This window comes from Streptomyces smaragdinus (assembly GCF_009604385.1).
Lineage (GTDB): Bacteria > Actinomycetota > Actinomycetes > Streptomycetales > Streptomycetaceae > Streptomyces > Streptomyces smaragdinus.
In genome coordinates this window covers 299,945-314,296 of sequence record NZ_WEGJ01000001.1, presented here as the reverse complement: position 1 = coordinate 314,296, position 14,352 = coordinate 299,945, and the positions used below count along the sequence as shown (strand labels likewise).

Annotated in this window: 16 protein-coding genes; 8 read left to right on the top strand and 8 right to left on the bottom strand. The window is 68.9% G+C overall.

The genetic code is table 11. From position 1 onward, the window contains the following. The first annotated feature begins 551 nt into the window (after positions 1–551). Together SRB5_RS01580 and SRB5_RS01575 are read left to right on the top strand one after the other, a co-directional pair. Positions 552–1,403: an arylamine N-acetyltransferase family protein gene (locus tag SRB5_RS01580; RefSeq protein ID WP_153449549.1), complete on the top strand. Its 852-nt coding sequence runs from the start codon at positions 552–554 to the stop codon at positions 1,401–1,403. Positions 1,404–1,581: 178 nt separating this feature from the next. Next, positions 1,582–2,178, top strand: coding sequence for a hypothetical protein (locus SRB5_RS01575; protein WP_228389680.1), 597 nt, complete (start codon positions 1,582–1,584; stop codon positions 2,176–2,178). Positions 2,179–2,424: 246 nt separating this feature from the next. On the opposite strand, the gene SRB5_RS01570 is transcribed toward SRB5_RS01575, so the two are convergent. Then, a complete protein-coding gene (locus tag SRB5_RS01570) occupies positions 2,425–3,075 on the bottom strand; it encodes a TetR family transcriptional regulator (RefSeq protein WP_153449548.1) in 651 nt (216 codons plus the stop codon). 132 nt (positions 3,076–3,207) lie between these two features. On the opposite strand from SRB5_RS01570, the gene SRB5_RS01565 reads away from it, so the two are divergent. The 3 genes from SRB5_RS01565 to SRB5_RS35790 all read left to right on the top strand — a co-directional run bounded on the left by SRB5_RS01565 (position 3,208) and on the right by SRB5_RS35790 (position 4,749). Continuing rightward, positions 3,208–4,071, top strand: a complete 864-nt coding sequence (locus tag SRB5_RS01565) for an oxidoreductase (RefSeq protein ID WP_153449547.1) — start codon at positions 3,208–3,210, stop codon at positions 4,069–4,071. A gap of 82 nt (positions 4,072–4,153) precedes the next feature. Further along, positions 4,154–4,426 carry a hypothetical protein gene (locus tag SRB5_RS01560; RefSeq protein ID WP_194292801.1) on the top strand — a complete coding sequence of 91 codons (273 nt, stop codon included), beginning with the start codon at positions 4,154–4,156 and terminating at the stop codon, positions 4,424–4,426. Beyond that, positions 4,423–4,749 carry a hypothetical protein gene (locus SRB5_RS35790; protein ID WP_194292800.1) on the top strand — a complete coding sequence of 109 codons (327 nt, stop codon included), beginning with the start codon at positions 4,423–4,425 and terminating at the stop codon, positions 4,747–4,749. The genes SRB5_RS01560 and SRB5_RS35790 overlap by 4 nt, the downstream gene beginning before the upstream one ends. Positions 4,750–5,310: 561 nt before the next feature. Here SRB5_RS35790 and SRB5_RS01555 read toward each other — a convergent pair. The 3 genes from SRB5_RS01555 to SRB5_RS01545 form a co-directional block, all read right to left on the bottom strand. Then, positions 5,311–6,810: a S1 RNA-binding domain-containing protein gene (locus tag SRB5_RS01555; RefSeq protein ID WP_323376750.1), complete on the bottom strand. Its 1,500-nt coding sequence runs from the start codon at positions 6,808–6,810 to the stop codon at positions 5,311–5,313. A 1-nt stretch (position 6,811) separates the two neighbouring features. Next, positions 6,812–6,982 carry a hypothetical protein gene (locus SRB5_RS01550; RefSeq protein WP_153449546.1) on the bottom strand — a complete coding sequence of 57 codons (171 nt, stop codon included), beginning with the start codon at positions 6,980–6,982 and terminating at the stop codon, positions 6,812–6,814. Positions 6,983–7,256: 274 nt separating this feature from the next. Further along, positions 7,257–7,829 carry a hypothetical protein gene (locus tag SRB5_RS01545; protein WP_153449545.1) on the bottom strand — a complete coding sequence of 191 codons (573 nt, stop codon included), beginning with the start codon at positions 7,827–7,829 and terminating at the stop codon, positions 7,257–7,259. A 378-nt stretch (positions 7,830–8,207) separates the two neighbouring features. Here SRB5_RS01545 and SRB5_RS01540 point away from each other — a divergent pair, with 378 nt between their 5' ends. Continuing rightward, the gene (locus SRB5_RS01540) at positions 8,208–9,614 is read left to right on the top strand and encodes a WXG100 family type VII secretion target (protein WP_153449544.1); all 1,407 of its coding nucleotides are present in this window, start codon (positions 8,208–8,210) and stop codon (positions 9,612–9,614) included. 19 nt (positions 9,615–9,633) lie between these two features. Here SRB5_RS01540 and SRB5_RS01535 read toward each other — a convergent pair whose 3' ends face one another. Then, on the bottom strand, positions 9,634–10,527 hold the full coding sequence (locus tag SRB5_RS01535) for an RNA polymerase sigma-70 factor (protein ID WP_153449543.1): 894 nt from the start codon (positions 10,525–10,527) through the stop codon (positions 9,634–9,636). A gap of 185 nt (positions 10,528–10,712) precedes the next feature. Between SRB5_RS01535 and SRB5_RS01530 the strand changes: the two genes are divergently transcribed. Next, the gene (locus SRB5_RS01530) at positions 10,713–11,198 is read left to right on the top strand and encodes a carboxymuconolactone decarboxylase family protein (protein WP_153449542.1); all 486 of its coding nucleotides are present in this window, start codon (positions 10,713–10,715) and stop codon (positions 11,196–11,198) included. Between the two features lie 241 nt (positions 11,199–11,439). Here the strand turns inward: SRB5_RS01530 and SRB5_RS01525 are convergent, their stop codons facing one another. The 3 genes from SRB5_RS01525 to SRB5_RS01510 all read right to left on the bottom strand — a co-directional run bounded on the left by SRB5_RS01525 (position 11,440) and on the right by SRB5_RS01510 (position 13,397). Next, positions 11,440–11,778, bottom strand: coding sequence for a hypothetical protein (locus tag SRB5_RS01525; protein ID WP_153449541.1), 339 nt, complete (start codon positions 11,776–11,778; stop codon positions 11,440–11,442). 65 nt (positions 11,779–11,843) lie between these two features. Further along, positions 11,844–12,404: a hypothetical protein gene (locus SRB5_RS01520; RefSeq protein WP_153449540.1), complete on the bottom strand. Its 561-nt coding sequence runs from the start codon at positions 12,402–12,404 to the stop codon at positions 11,844–11,846. A gap of 624 nt (positions 12,405–13,028) precedes the next feature. Further along, positions 13,029–13,397 (bottom strand): MerR family transcriptional regulator, encoded by a 369-nt coding sequence (locus SRB5_RS01510; RefSeq protein WP_153449538.1) that lies wholly within the window; start codon positions 13,395–13,397, stop codon positions 13,029–13,031. Positions 13,398–13,477: 80 nt separating this feature from the next. Here SRB5_RS01510 and SRB5_RS01505 point away from each other — a divergent pair, with 80 nt between their 5' ends. Then, positions 13,478–14,287, top strand: coding sequence for an alpha/beta fold hydrolase (locus SRB5_RS01505; RefSeq protein WP_153449537.1), 810 nt, complete (start codon positions 13,478–13,480; stop codon positions 14,285–14,287). Positions 14,288–14,352: the final 65 nt, after the last annotated feature.

The window sequence follows — 14,352 nt, the reverse complement described above, 5'->3', positions numbered from 1 at the left end:
CTCGGGCCGCGGGAAGAGGTCCCGGCCGCCGTCACCCGCGCCGTCGAGGTATGCCGAGCCTTCGTCGGCCATGTCGGCGGCGGGAAGGCGCTTTGGGGAACGCCTGCTCGTCGCGGGTCCCGATCAACGGACCCCGGGCGAAAGCGGGCGACCAGGACATCCAACACCGTTCGGGATGTCCGCAGCGAACAGGAATGGATCCAACACTCACTCTTGCTCGCCGAATAGGAACGGTTCCATGGCAGCCTCCGGTGCCCGTCCGGCGAGGGGGCCGCGCCGCGCCCCACCGCCCCGACCACGCCGGGACCGGCGGCCGTACGACCGGCCCCGCCCCTCGGAGGAAGGGCCCGCCGGAGGCATCTGCTCTTTGCACCGGGTCCGCACCGGGTGCGCCCCGGCACGAGTCCGGGTTCTGCGAGTGGCCGCCTGGAGCGATGTGGCGGCGACGAGGATGCGCAACCGGCTCTCTTGACCGACCGTCGGTGCGAGCCCCTGACTCCCTGCAGGGACCCCGCCTATAGTGATCATTCGTTCGAACGGTGAGGGGGAGCATGATCGACGTAGACGGGTATCTGGCCGTGCTGGGGGTGGCTCGGCCGACGGTTCCGACCGCCGAGGCGCTGTGGGCGCTGCACCGTGCGCAGGTGGAACGAGTCGCCTACGAGACCCTCGACAACCAGCTCGAACGCCCGACGGGTATCAGCGCCGAGGAGTCCGTGGCCCGGATCCTGCGGGGGCGCGGCGGCTACTGCTTCCACCTCAATGGGGCCTTCGCCGCGCTGCTGACAGCCCTCGGCTACGACGTGACCCTGCACCGGGCCGGCGTGCAGGACGAGGTCGAGGACCCCGCGGGCCCGGGTGGTGACCATCTCGCGCTCACCGTGGGGCTCGACGGCGAGCGGTGGCTGGTCGACACGGGGCTCGCCGGCGGCATGTACGAGCCGCTGCCGCTGCGCGAGGGTACGTACACCCAGGGGCCGTTCACCTATGCCATGGCCCCGTCGGCGGTGGTTCCCGGCGGCTGGCGGTTCACCCACGATCCGCGGGGCGCCTTCACGGCGATGGTCTTCGCGCCCGAGCCCGTGGGCCTGTCCTCCTTCGCCGCGGAGCACCACCGGCTGTCTTCTTCCCCGGAGTCCGGATTCGTCAGGGTTCTCCAGGCCCAGCTCCGCGATGCCAGGGGCGTGGACATGCTGCGCGGCTGCGTGCTGCGCCGGATCGACGCCGAGGGCACGCGTGAGCGGATCATCGACGAGGTCGCCGAGTGGTATGGCGTACTGGCCGATGTGTTCCGTCTGGACCTGGCCGATGTCGACGCCTCCGCGCGGGCGCGGCTGTGGCAGCGCGTCCGGGCCGAGCACCGGGAGTGGGAGGCTGCGAGGCAGCGTGTGACCGCGCTCTGACCGTGGGTCCGGGACTCGCGACGGTTGGCGAACCGGCCGGGGCGAGGGCATCAACCACGGTGTATTCGCGTGGACTTGGATCCTTCTCGTGACGCCGACGCTACCTGTCCCGGCAGGACTGCCGGGACAGCCTAAGGGGGCTGATCTGATCTGCGTGTTCTCCGGGGACTCGCATAGGATGCGGTTTCTCGTATCTGATGCGAGTCACGGAGGGTGGTGGGCGACGATCGACGAGGCGGCTGCGACCGCGTGGTGGGAGGGCCTGCCGGCCGGGCTCCGTGACGAGGTCGACGGGTACGTCCTGCAGGACTCCGTCCTCCAGGCGATACGAACCCTTCGGGAGATCGGCCGCAAGGACGGGATCGGGCTGAACGACGCCCAGGACATCGTCTCCGACCGCTGTCGCCACTACGAGGATCGGATCGCCCGCACCCCGGACAGCCCTCTCGACCTGGAGTCCTTGGCCCGCCGGGCCGCCGGTTGCCCAGGTCGTGTCGTGGCGATCGAGGCGGTCTGGGACGGCGATACCGTCCACGACTGGTTCGTATGCCTTGTGGCGCTCACCGTGGACCCCGAGGGCGAACGCACGCTGGCCACCGTCTACCGGTCCGGGGCCCAGCGGTACCTGGGCGAGGACGAGGCGGCCGGCCGGTGGCACCCGTCGGGCGCGGCCGCCGAGCGGGCGGGGAAGGCTCTGGCCGACCACCTGTCGGTCCCCTTTCATTTCGCCGGCCCGGACACTCCGGACGATGAGGCTCCCCGCTGGCGGCCGTGACCGGCGAGGCGCTGCCCGGTGCTCGGTCTCGGCCGGGATCCGGGGGACCACTCCATACGCCACTGCGGAGAGCGAGCCCAGGACAGGTCTATAGGCAACGTGGTACTTCGCTGGACCATCCCGCCCTGCGTTCCCGCCCTGTGAGCCGCACTCGGTGGCTGTGACGGTGTCTACCGGCCCCACCCGGACGGGACGGTTCCCGTGAACAAAGCCAGGTTGGTGAAGCCACTGTGCAGGCGACCGGCGCTACGTCCGGGCCGGGGCGAGGCCGGTGGCGGTGGCCTGGAGCAGGCGGGTCAGGCGTGGTTCGAAGTCGAGGGCTGCGTGTCCCCAGCGGGGGTGCCGGGCGTAGAGCTCGGCAAGGGTGGGCGTGGGATGGGATATCTGCCAGAGGTTGGCGGTCAGCCCCAGCGCCACGGTGATGAGGTCCCGCGCTTGTGCGCTGGTCAGTGTGCCTGCGGTGGTCAGCGCTTCGACGATGGCGTCGTACGCGGCGAACGAGTTGGTCTTGAAGCGGCGGGCGCGTTCGATGCCGACGTCGCCTTCGAGGCTGAGCGGGACGTGGGTGAGCAGGTCGCAGAACAGCGGTTGTGTGGCGAGTGTGGCGGCCACGACGGCGGCGGTCTGTTCCGGGGTGAGGCCGCGGGTGTCGGCAAGGCGGGTGGTGAGGATGTCGCGCCACTGCCGCCAGCCGCGTTCGGCCAGTTCGAGGAGGAGTTCTTCCCTGCTGGCGAAGTAGCGGCGGACGGCGGAGGCATGCAGACCGGCGGCCTCGGTGACGGCCGCCAAAGTGATGTGGCGGACGCCGCCCCGGGCGGCGGCCAGGCTTCGGGCGGCGTCGAGCAGGTCTTCGGCCCGTTGGAGCTTGGCCTCGGGTGAACGGGCTCGGCGCTGCATGACCGCCACGATAACGCACGCGTGCCGCGTAAAGCGGAGCCGTCGTGTTAGCGTGAAATAACGCAACCAGATTGCGTTAGATCGCGGAGATCCCCGAAGACCTCCCGAAGACGGAGAGACGGAGTTCGTTCCATGTCGAAGGTTTTCCTGGTCACCGGCTCCTCCCGGGGCTTGGGCCGCGAGATCGTCACCGCCGCCCTCGCGGCCGGGCACCGCGTGATGGCCACCGCCCGCGACCCCCGCAGCCTGGAGGATCTGGTCGCCGCCCACGGCGACCGGATCCGCACCGCCCGGCTCGACGTGACCGATGCTGACGCCGCCGAACGTGTCGTCGCCGAGACCGTCGAGGCCTTCGGGCGGCTCGACGTCGTGGTCAACAACGCCGGCCAGGGCGATCGCGCCTCCCTGGAGGACACCACGCTCGAAGCGTTCCGCCGGCAGATCGACACCAACTTCTACGGCACCGTCTACGTCAGCCGCGCCGCCGTGCCCGTGCTGCGCCGCCAGGGCGGCGGCCGCATCATCCAGATCTCCTCCATCGGCGGCCGTATCGCCAACCCCGGGATGACCGCCTACCAGTCCGCCAAGTGGGCCGTGGGCGGGTTCTCCGAGGTCCTCGCCACCGAGGTGGCCCCCATGAACATCAAGGTCACCGTCCTGGAACCGGGCGGCATGCGCACCGACTGGGCAGGGGCTTCCATGCACACCCCTCCGGTCAGCGAGCCGTACCGGGCCACGGTGGGCGCCGCCGCGCAGGCGATGAAGAACTTCGCCCAGGAGGCCGCCGGCGACCCGGCCAAGGTCGCCCAGGTCGTCCTCACCGTCGCCGACCTCGACGAACCCCCCTTGCGCCTGCTCCTGGGCTCGGATGCCTACACGTACGGGCGCGCGGCCTGGGCCAAGCGTCTGGAGGAGGACGAGAAGTGGCGGCACCTCAGCGTCTCCACCGACCACGACGAGGCCGAGGACGACGGTTCCCGGTGGCTTGACCGCTAGGCGGTTTCGTTGTCCGTCCGTCCGTCCGTCCGACCGACCGCGCCGGCGGGCCGACGTCGAGCGCGTCGCCGACGCTGTCGCGGTGTTCTTCTGCCAGAACGATCCCGGGATGTGCGACGACTGGGACGCCGCGGCCGGCGCCAACCGCGCCTGCCTGTTCTCCGGTGAGCTCACCCCGGCCGCTGTCCCGGCCGACGGCGAGACGTTCTTGGGTGCGGTCACCTCTCTGCGCTTCCATCCCGCTGACGAACCCACGGAGGAGCCGGTCCTCGGACGGGTGGGCGGGGAGCCTGACTGGATCCAGGGTGACGAGACTCCCGGCTGTCCCTCGTGCGCCGACACGCCGCCCACATGAGGTTCACTGCCGAGCTGGAGGAGGGCAACGACTTCGCCACCTCCGCGAACTTCGGCGGCGGAGGCCGCGGCTATCTCTTCAACTGTCTGTCGACCCTGCCGTCAGGCCGCATTCCTCTGGCAGCGCTGAGAGCCATCCCAAGAACCGTGCACGGTGCGTGGTCCAGAAAAGCCTGCATCCGCCGTCCGATGCTGAGCGTCAACCCGAAGATGCTGCCCCGTCCGAACGAGCTGGAGAAGGCCTCCTCGCCCGCCGCGAACGCGCCGGCGCCGAGGACATGGCCTCTGGCCAACATCACAACCGGAAAGCATGACTCCTTTTGAAGGGTGGGAAGGAGGCTTCGGCCGGGATCCTCCGGCAGTCCGCCTTGTCAACCCGCGCGAAGTTCGGTCGTCCCGTCTCCCGAACCCCGAGTTCCGCAGCGAGACTGGGCATGTCCACGACCAAAGGGGGGTCCGGGAATGCTGGCATGCCCGCAGTGCAAGGGCACGGATCAGGTGGTCAAGCTCGAGCCGTACTGGCGATCGCTCGGCCAGGACGCGGAGGGGAAGAGGGACCTGGCATGTCCACCGGACTTCAAGGCCCAGTGGCAGTGGCCGGCGGGCTGTCTCGTCGGCGCCGTCCTGTTGCTCTCCGCCTCCGAGATCTTGTGGGGTCTGGCCCTCCTCGTGGTCGCTGCTGTGACGACTGTCGTGATCAGGTACCGCTCAACCCAGGCCCAGGAAGCGCGGGCACGTTGGCATACTTCGATGTACTGCCGCCACTGCGACCGGCCTTTTACCCCCGCTGAAGGGCTGGCTTCCTGACGGGCCAGGTGCAACCTCCGGTGTTCCGGTAAGGCCCTGTACTTCCGAGGCTGCCGAAATCAGGCGCCCGTCTCGCCGTCAGGCGTGCGGATGCCCCTGTGTACTGGCGTCAGAGGCTTGGACATGTGACAGGGCAATGCGACGTCGTGCGAGATCGACATCGATGATCTTCACGGTGAGGGCGTCGCCGACCTTGATGACGTCCGATGCATCCAGCTCGCTGGTGTGCACCATGCCCTGGAAGCCGTCCTCTCGTTCTTCGATGCGGACGAAGACGCCGAACGGGACGATCTTGGTGACCGTTCCGGTGACCACCTGTCCGATCCGCTGCGCCACCTGCGGCCACGGGTCTTCCTGCATTGCTCGGAGCGACAGCGGTACCCGTTCCCAGACCATGTCCACGTCGAGGACCTCGGCCGTGATCTCTTGGCCGACGCTGACGACGTCGGACGGGTGGTCGAACGGGCGCCAGGACAGCTCGGGAATGTTGATCATGGCGGTGAAGCCGCCGATGTCCACGAAGGTGACGCCGAAGCCGGCGATGGACGTCACGGTGCCGGTGACGACCTGGCCGCGCCGCAGGGTCTTGAGGAACGCCCAGTCCCGGTCGCTGGGCGTCGGCTCGGTCTGCCAGCGGGCACGGAGAACACCGTCGCTGTCGGGCAGCACCGCGGTGAACAGTGGGAGATCTTCACCGGCAAGCATGGATACGACGCCGGCAGAAGACGCGCCGGCGAGTTGGGAGGTCACTGCCTCGAACTGGGTCTCGTCCACAACCGTGCTGGTGATCCGCCCGTCGGCGTCCTCCCAGACGATTTCCACCAGGCCCTCGTCGGGCAGAGCGGCCAAGGCCGTATCGACGTCGGTGAGCAGGTCCGGCCAGACCGCCAACTGGGAGCGTGGGGTCAGTTGGGAGCGCACGGTCTCGATGTTGTGGCGGGTGAGACGGTGCCACCGGGAGGCACCGAGGGCGAAGACCTCCTCCAGGAAGGTGGCGCGGTGGGCGTTGACGGTCCAGTTCAGGCGGGCCCAGAAGTCGGCGTCGGCCGGACGCTGCACATACCCGGGGTCGTCGGGGGCGAAGTCGTACGGCGATGCGTTCAGGCGTTCCGGAAACAGCCCGAGCGCGCGGGTGCGATTCAGTGCTGCTTCGCAGGGTCGGCTGCTGCCCACGTAGAGGTACTGGTCCCAGCCGACGTGCACGGTGAATTCTCCGTCCACCTCCAGCCGGCACCAGGCGCCGTTGTCGCGCAGCATGGCCCGGACGAGTTCCAGGCCGACGGCGATCGGCACCAGCGCACCGTCGTGGAATCCGGCGAGGCCGGCTGGGAACAGGCCGGCCAGGCCATGGCCGTCGACCGGTGGCTCCAGGCCGAAGTGGATGAAGCCGCCGATCTGCGGCTCGCGGATGGCCAGCCGGTCGACACCGCTCTCTTCGGCGAAGGCGGCGACGGCCTGCAGGTAGGCGGCTTCGACCGGTCCGTGGTCGCTGGTCGCGGGCTCGGTGCCGGCGGAGTGGCCGTGCTCATCGCGGTCGGCAGGGTCGTACTTGGTGACCTGGTGGACGTAGGGCAGCACGTCAATGCCCGCCGGAGGTCGAAGGCGCTGCTGCTGGGGGTTGGTTCCGGTTCAGTCCGTGGTCGAGGTAGATCCGGTCCTCCGGGACGTCCGGACCGAGCAGGATCTCGCGCTGGGCGGTGAGGTTCTGCTTGTGCGGACTGCATTTCGCGTGGCCGACGCGTTCGCTCATGCCCGGAGCGTACGGTAAGCCCCCGCTCAGCGAACCGATCACCGGACGCCCTAAATGAGATGCCGTCAGCGCAGGTCAATCACTCCGACCTAGCAAGATCCCGTTTGTTCGTCGAGGATTCCCCTGACGGACACAATCGACGGCCTCGATCAGTGCCCTGACGCGGTAACAACCGACGCCACCTTGAAGAGAGCCGCGAGCGGCACCGTTGACCTGCCTCTGCTCCCGCTGACGGATCGTTGCCGCGGAATTGCGCCTCATGAGTCACCTCACGTCAGGCGTGAAACTGGCCGTTGCGGTACTCCTCGTACGGTAGCGAGTCCCATTCGGTATTCGCGCCGTCGCGCGTCACCATGAACAAGGGACGCGATCGGAGGACTTGCCCGACGAGTTGCGCGCGTATTATGACCCCGGGATCATCGGGTCCTGCGTAGCCCTCGGGCGTGTAGCGAAAGTGCACGTCCGCTGCCTCGGCATACGCGATCGCGTCGCGCTCCAGCTCCGACAGATCTCTTCCGACCAGCGTGAGTCTGTCGTACGCGACCTGGGGACCGTGCACGGCGTCGGCAGCAACGCAGAACAGCCCCACAGCCTGACTCGCATAGGCCGTGACGGCAGGCGGAGAAGGAGCTACGCCGTGACGGCGAACCTCGATCTTCCACGTCGGCGAGAAGAGCTCGTGGCGCTGCGCCAACTCGCTGACGCTCGACTGGCCGAGCATCTCAGCCGCCTCGACAACTTCGTCGACGGTCATACCGAACCGGAGCGGTCCGACTCCGACAGCCGGCGAATAGGACCACTCGTCCCGTTCCGCGACTCCGGCATCGGCTTCGGTCTTGAACGGCATAGTCGCCTCTCTGGAGACAGCTGAGACTTGCGCTGATTGAACAGGCACGGAACGAACGGATCAAGGTGCCGTCGCGCCCGAGGCCGGGGTGGAGTGGTCCTGCGGGGTGCGCTGCTGTGGAATGAGCGGGCCGAGGTGCAGGTGGCGGTTCATGTCCAGCCCGAACCTGCCGTAGTGGTTCACGTGTGTCCAGAAGAGCGGGGCGGGGGAGGGCGGCTCCGGTTACGCGCGACGCGGTCGTAGACGCGGCGTCGACTCGCCCGTGCAACAGTCGCATTGGGCGCGTCCCGTGCATTGCGGCGCCCCCCGCGCGCCGCGATACTGCGGGCTCATTGGCAGGTCCCGTACAAGATGCCCACTGCTCGGGGAAGGGCCGGCATGTCGGAGGAATTCCGGGCGGAGCTCGCCGCGCTGGTCGAGGAGATCAAGGCCGTCGCCTACGAGGAGCACATGGCGCAGGCGGAGGGCACGTCGAACGAGGCCTTCGTCGACCCGGAACGGCTGCGCTACTACCTCGACATACGGCTCACCGAGCACGGACTCGGCCGCTTCGAGCTCTACACCCACGGCGACCCCGCGGCGCTGGACGAGATGATCCAGCACCTCAACGACGGCTACACCGGCATGCGCGGCGAGCTGGAGACCGGCCGCGACGAGGACGTCGCCACCATCATCGCCAACGTCTCCGGCTGGAGCGGCACCGCGGCCGACTCCTTCCACAACAGCTACACCACCCGGCTCGAATCGACGGTCAACAACCTGCTGCAGTTCGTCGAGGAGCTGGCCCGCGTTCTCGCCGCATACCACGCGATCGTCGTCCACATGCGCACCGACATCAAGGACATCGGCCGGACCACGATCGACGCCTTCCGTGTCATGGACCAGGGCAGCGCGACGGGCGTGCTGAAGGTGATCGGCGTGGTGGCGTCGATCGTGGCCACCGGCTACTTCGGCGTCGCCCCGGCGGTCGCGCAGGCGGCGGGCGCGATAAGCCTGGCCGCCGGGATGGCCGACGCGGCCGCCTCGTCCGGCGGCGAGAGCCAGGTCCCGTACTCGGTGCAGGGAAACATGTTCATCGAGGTGCTGGACTCGATGACGGAACGCATCGGCGAACTGGACCGGCTGATCTGGTACGAGGAGGACGTGATCAGCCGCGGGCTCGACGCGGACCTGGCGTTCTTCGACGACGCCGGACACCTGCGCGAGATCCTGCCCGACCGCCCCGGCAGCGGCGACCTCGCGACGCTCCCGGACGTCGGGGACTTCCGCACCGACAACATCGAGGACGTCCTCCGCGACCGGCCGGAGGTCGCCGACCTGCCCGGTTCGTGGCAGCCGGGAGACCGCCCGGACGACTTCGAACCGCCGGCGGGCCGCGACCTGGTCGTGTCGATCGCGGAGCTCTACGTCGCCGGCGAGTTCATGTCCGCCCTCGCCTACCGGTTCCAGCGGGCGGCGGTCATCGCCACCCTGGTCACGGCCCTCGAGGACCGCGCCCTCGGTACGGGCGCGCTGTTCGGCCTCACCCGGCACAAGTGGGAGCTGGCCCGGGACCTGCTCCGGTTCGTTCTGGTGCGCTCGAAGGACAACCTCATCGACGCGGCGGACGCCCTGCGCCGGATCGCCACCTCGTACGCCGCCACCGAGGGTCTCAACGCGCAGGTGATGGCGGAGGTCGGCCGGCAGCTCACCGACTTCGACCGGCCGACGATCGAGAACCCCGGACACCGGGACTCCGTCCCGCCCCGCCCGCACCGCGACCCGGACGCGCCGCTCGGCGGCTGAACCGGAGGCTTTACCGGCGTCAGCGGCCCATCGCCGTCTCGCGGTTCATGCGTGACAGCTTCTCGGGATTGCGGACGGCGTACAGGCCGGTGATGAGGCCGGCGTCCAGACGGAAGGCCACGATCGTGTCGATCCGGCCGTCGCGGCGGATGATCAGGGCCGGGTGGCCGTTGACCAGGGTCGGTTGCAGCAGGGCGCCGCTGAGCCTGGCCAGGACCTCGGTCACGTCGGCCACGCCCACCACCGGTTCCACGGCGGCCCGGACGACTCCGCCGCCATCCGTCAGGAGGACGACGTCCGGGGCGATCATGTTGAGGAGTTCCGTCAAGTCGCCTGTTTCAACCGCTTGTTGGAACGCGGCGAGGGCGTCGCGGGTCTGGGACGGGGAGACCGTCTCGCGGGGGCGGCGCGCGGCGACGTGGGCGCGGGCGCGGTGCGCGATCTGGCGGACGGCGGGCGGGGTCTTGTCGACGGCCTGCGCGATCTCGTCGTAGTCCAGGCCGAAGACGTCCCGCAGCACGAACACGGCACGCTCGGTCGGCGTGAGGGTCTCCAGTACGAGGAGCATCGCCATGGAGATGCTGTCCGCGAGCTCGACGTCCTCGGCCACGTCGGGCGCGATGAGCAGCGGCTCGGGCAGCCAGGGGCCGACGTAGGACTCCTTGCGGCGGCTAAGTGTGCGAAGGCGGGTCAGGGACTGGCGGGTGGTGATGCGGACCAGGAAGGCGCGCGGGTCGCGGACTGTCGCGTGATCGACGCCCGACCAGCGCAGCCACGTCTCCTGGAGGACGTCCTCGGCGTCGGCCGCCGAGCCCAGCATCTCGTAGGCCACCGTGAACAACAGATTGCGGTGGGAAATGAAGCTGTCCGTGGCCGTGCTTGTCCCCGCGTCGATACCGGCATCCCTGTCCATGCTCGTCAGTTCCTGGCTTCCGTCTCGCTACGTGTGGTGCGTGTCGTACACAGGACGCCGCCGGCCTTGGTTCCGTGACGGCCACACCCCATGATCCACATCACCTCTGCCTCGTGTCACAGGAGCGCGGCGAGCGGCGCCCTTATGGGCATCAGCCACACGATTCCGTGAGTGAGGAAGCCCCGATGGAAACCCGTATGAACCTGTTCGGCACCGAGCTCGGCACGAAGATCGGCAAGCGGATCTACGCCGTCAGTCAGGTCATCCAGGAGTCGCCGCTGCCCAAATCCACCCAGGAGCTGGTGCAGCTGCGAGCCAGCCAGATCAACGGCTGCGGCTTCTGCGTCGACATCCACAGCAAGGATGCCGCCGCGGCCGGCGAGGACTCGGCCCGGCTCAGCCTCGTCGCCGCCTGGCGGCATTCCACCGTGTTCACCGACGCCGAGCGAGCCGCGCTGGCCCTCACCGAGGAAGGCACCCGCATCATCGACGGATATGCAGGGATCACTGACGAGACCTGGGCCCGGGTGTGCAAGCACTACGACGAGGTGCAGGCTATCGCTCTCGTCTCCCTCGTTGCCATGATTAACGCGACCAACCGGCTCGGCGTGATCCTCAACAATCAGGGTGGATCCTACGTACCCGGCAACCTGACCACCGTCGCCGGTTGACGCACCGAGACCGGCCCCGGTCGAAGGACAGGGGCTGGTCTCGGTCGTGCGGGAGCGGTCGGGAACTGGTCCAGCCCGCCCCCGTCGTCCTCGTCCGGCTCCTGCGTATCCGGGGTTGCGTAACGGGCGTAGGGCGGGTGTCCGACGACCCCTCAGCTCGGGCTCGATGTGGCCCGGGTGGGCAGCGGAGTGTGCCGGCGCTCCCGCCCGACCCGGGCTGCATGTCACGTGGATGACGGGGCTAGATCCCCCCCTCCTCCACGTGGCAGTTGAATCCGGTGACCTGGTCCGGGAGCTCGGCAATGCCCGAGAACGGCCTGATCACCTCACAGGTGACCGTCTCCCCGAACCAGCCCTGAATGCGGAACTCACCGAAGATCGGGCCCTGTTCGGGGGCGCCAACCGCCTGGCAGTCGTACCCGGTGGCCCGAGGCAGATCCTGGAGGTCCACAACCTCGCAGCGGTAGGTGGGCAGCTCCTCCTGCGCGCTGGCCGTCGGCGCGGCCGCCATGCCGATGATGCCCATACCCGCTGCCATGGCAACGGCGGTGACCGTCGCCGCCAGCTTCGTCTTGATCATTCGATTCGACCTTCCTGTAGCGCTGCCAACCTGGCAGCGATCACTCAGAACACTACCCTCCGCAATCATTCAGATACGCTCCGTATCGTCCGATAGGCGGGCGCATCGGGGGCCAGCATGCGATCCGGATCCCACCCGGCGCGCGCCCCCCGCCGACCGTCCTCGACGGGATTGCCGCCCGCATCGACCCGTAGCCAATGATCGTGACGCGGCAAAGGCCCCGTCTGCTCATTGGCCTGGCCGCTCATCAGCACCCTGGCCACGGTCCAGAAGGAGACCGGGCGAACTGCTCGGCCGGGTGGCGGTCGGCCACCACGAACACGCTGGTATTCACACCGACCGGGCTCGCCCTCCTCGCGAGCACAGCCCTGGTGGCCACCCTGTACTACAGGGTTCAACTCCTCGCGGCCGGTGTGCTCCGCCTGACGACGGCCGTGCTGCTCGCGGTCACCGGCCGTCCCCGCGCCGTACCGTCCGCCGGGCCGAGCGCGGATCACCGGCCTCGCGGCATCCTCGATCTCGGGGGCGATCTCCCTGTACTCGTTGAGGGCCTCGGTCCCGGGACAGTTCTTCAGGTCGTTCAGGACGTCGATCCAGGTCTGCTCGTAAGGAGTCAGATTGATCACGGGCGAGATAGGAGGCCGCCCGTCGCCCTGCAGGAGCATCCGCCCGAGACCGTACGCTTGACCGTACGACCACAGCTCACAGGACCGGCTGGCGTCGCTGTCGACGGGTGCTCCGAGCGGCATCTGACTGCGGCTCTGGTCTTGGTGATCAGGTCGTGAAATGCTCGTCCGGTCGCTTCAACAGGCGCAGCCGGGGCGCCCGAGGCCCGAGGGCCGAATCAGTGGGAGTAAGAGGCGGTGCAGGCGGCAGCCGTATGCGTGGCTCACGATCGGAGTCCTGAATAGACCCCACTGGAGCCCGGCATCTCGCTCACGCCGGCGGACGGTTGATTGCTCCTTCGACCGGGCCTGAGTTCCAGTCGGTGGTCAGTCCGGCGGTCACCGCGTCAAGGTCACCATGCAGGCCGGCGGCGAAGCTGCTGACGAGCGCCGGGCAGCGACCATGAGGCCGAAGGCCAGGGCGTGGCCGACGAGGTGCGAGCCGCCGCGGACAGTCTTGGCGGTGACGCCAGGGAAGTTCTGGTCGAGCATCAACCCGTACGACGCCTTCCGCCTGGCAACGGCAAGCGGCTCGATCAGGGGCTTCCTGTCAGCTTGCCTCGGCAGCGGCAGGTTGAGGCGGCCTCAGTGTCCCCGCGCCCCTGAGGGCGCGGCGGTGATGATGGTGTTGAGGATCGCGCGCGACGCCTGTAGATCTTTGATGGCGTGGGTGATTCGCTCGCCTTCTCGGCGCAGTTGGGCGAGAAGGTCCGGACAGGTGGGCACAAGGTGTTCGTCGTCTGCCCGGATGCACGGCAGAACCTGGGCGATCAGAGCGGTCGGAAGCCCGGCCGCCAGCAGACAGCGAATGCGGCGCACTGTCTCGACGTCCGACTCGCCGTAGATGCGGTAGCCGCTGGGCAGCCTGTCGGGCGTCAGGAGTCCTTGCTGTTCGTAGTAGCGCAGCAGCCGCTCATGGACCCCGGTACGCCGCACCATCTCCTTCATGCGCATGCCGCTCGCCTCATTCCTGTTCCCCTAGCCCACGCCGCGACTTGACTCTGACACTGATGTCGGAGTTTAGCGTCGGCGCCATGACCACTGATCACGTGCTTCCCACTTCTCACCTCGACGTTCTCGTGCAGGGGCGCGGCCCCGCACTTCTGCTCGCGCACGGCGCCGGCGGCGGCATCGAGGGAAACTTCGGCCTCGTCCTCGACGACCTCGCCCAGGACCACACCCTCGTCGGCCCGCACTACCCCGGGGCCGGTGGCTCTGACGTAGCCATCGAACCCCTGGACCTGGACGACCTCGCCGACCGCCTGGTTGCGGCCGCCGTTGCGGTCGGCCAGGACTCGTTCGCCGTCCTCGGGGAGTCCCTCGGCAGCGCCGTGGCCGTCCGGATCGCCACACGATACCCCCACCGTGTCCGGGCCCTCGTCCTCACCGCCGGCTTCGCTGCAGCCGACCCTGTCCTGGCGCTCGCCGCCCAGCTGATCAAGTCCCTGGCTGCTGCTGGTCAGTGGGAAGACGTGGCACGGCTCGCCCTCCTGTCCTGCATGTCCCCGGTGGACCTGGCGGACCTCGAACCGGCCGCCCTCGACAAACCAGTCGCCCAGACCCTGACCGCGATGCCGCCGGGCACGCTGGACCACTTCGACCTGGTGTCGCGTGTGGACGTCCGGGCCGACCTGGCTAAGGTGTCCGCCCCCACCCTGGTGGTGGTGCCGACCGGCGACCGACTGGTGCTGCCCGAGAGCTCGTACCGTCTGGCGGCTGGCATCCCGGGCGCCCGGCTGGTCGAACTGCCCGGTGCCGCCCACGTCCTGAACCCGGCAGACCGGGCGACCTGGCTCCGCCACGTACGCGAATTCCTCGCCGCACTTCCCACCACGTCGGCGTGAGCACACCATTCCTCACGGGCCAGGCCGGTCCGCCCGGACGTCACCGGCCCGGCGCCGGGCCGGCC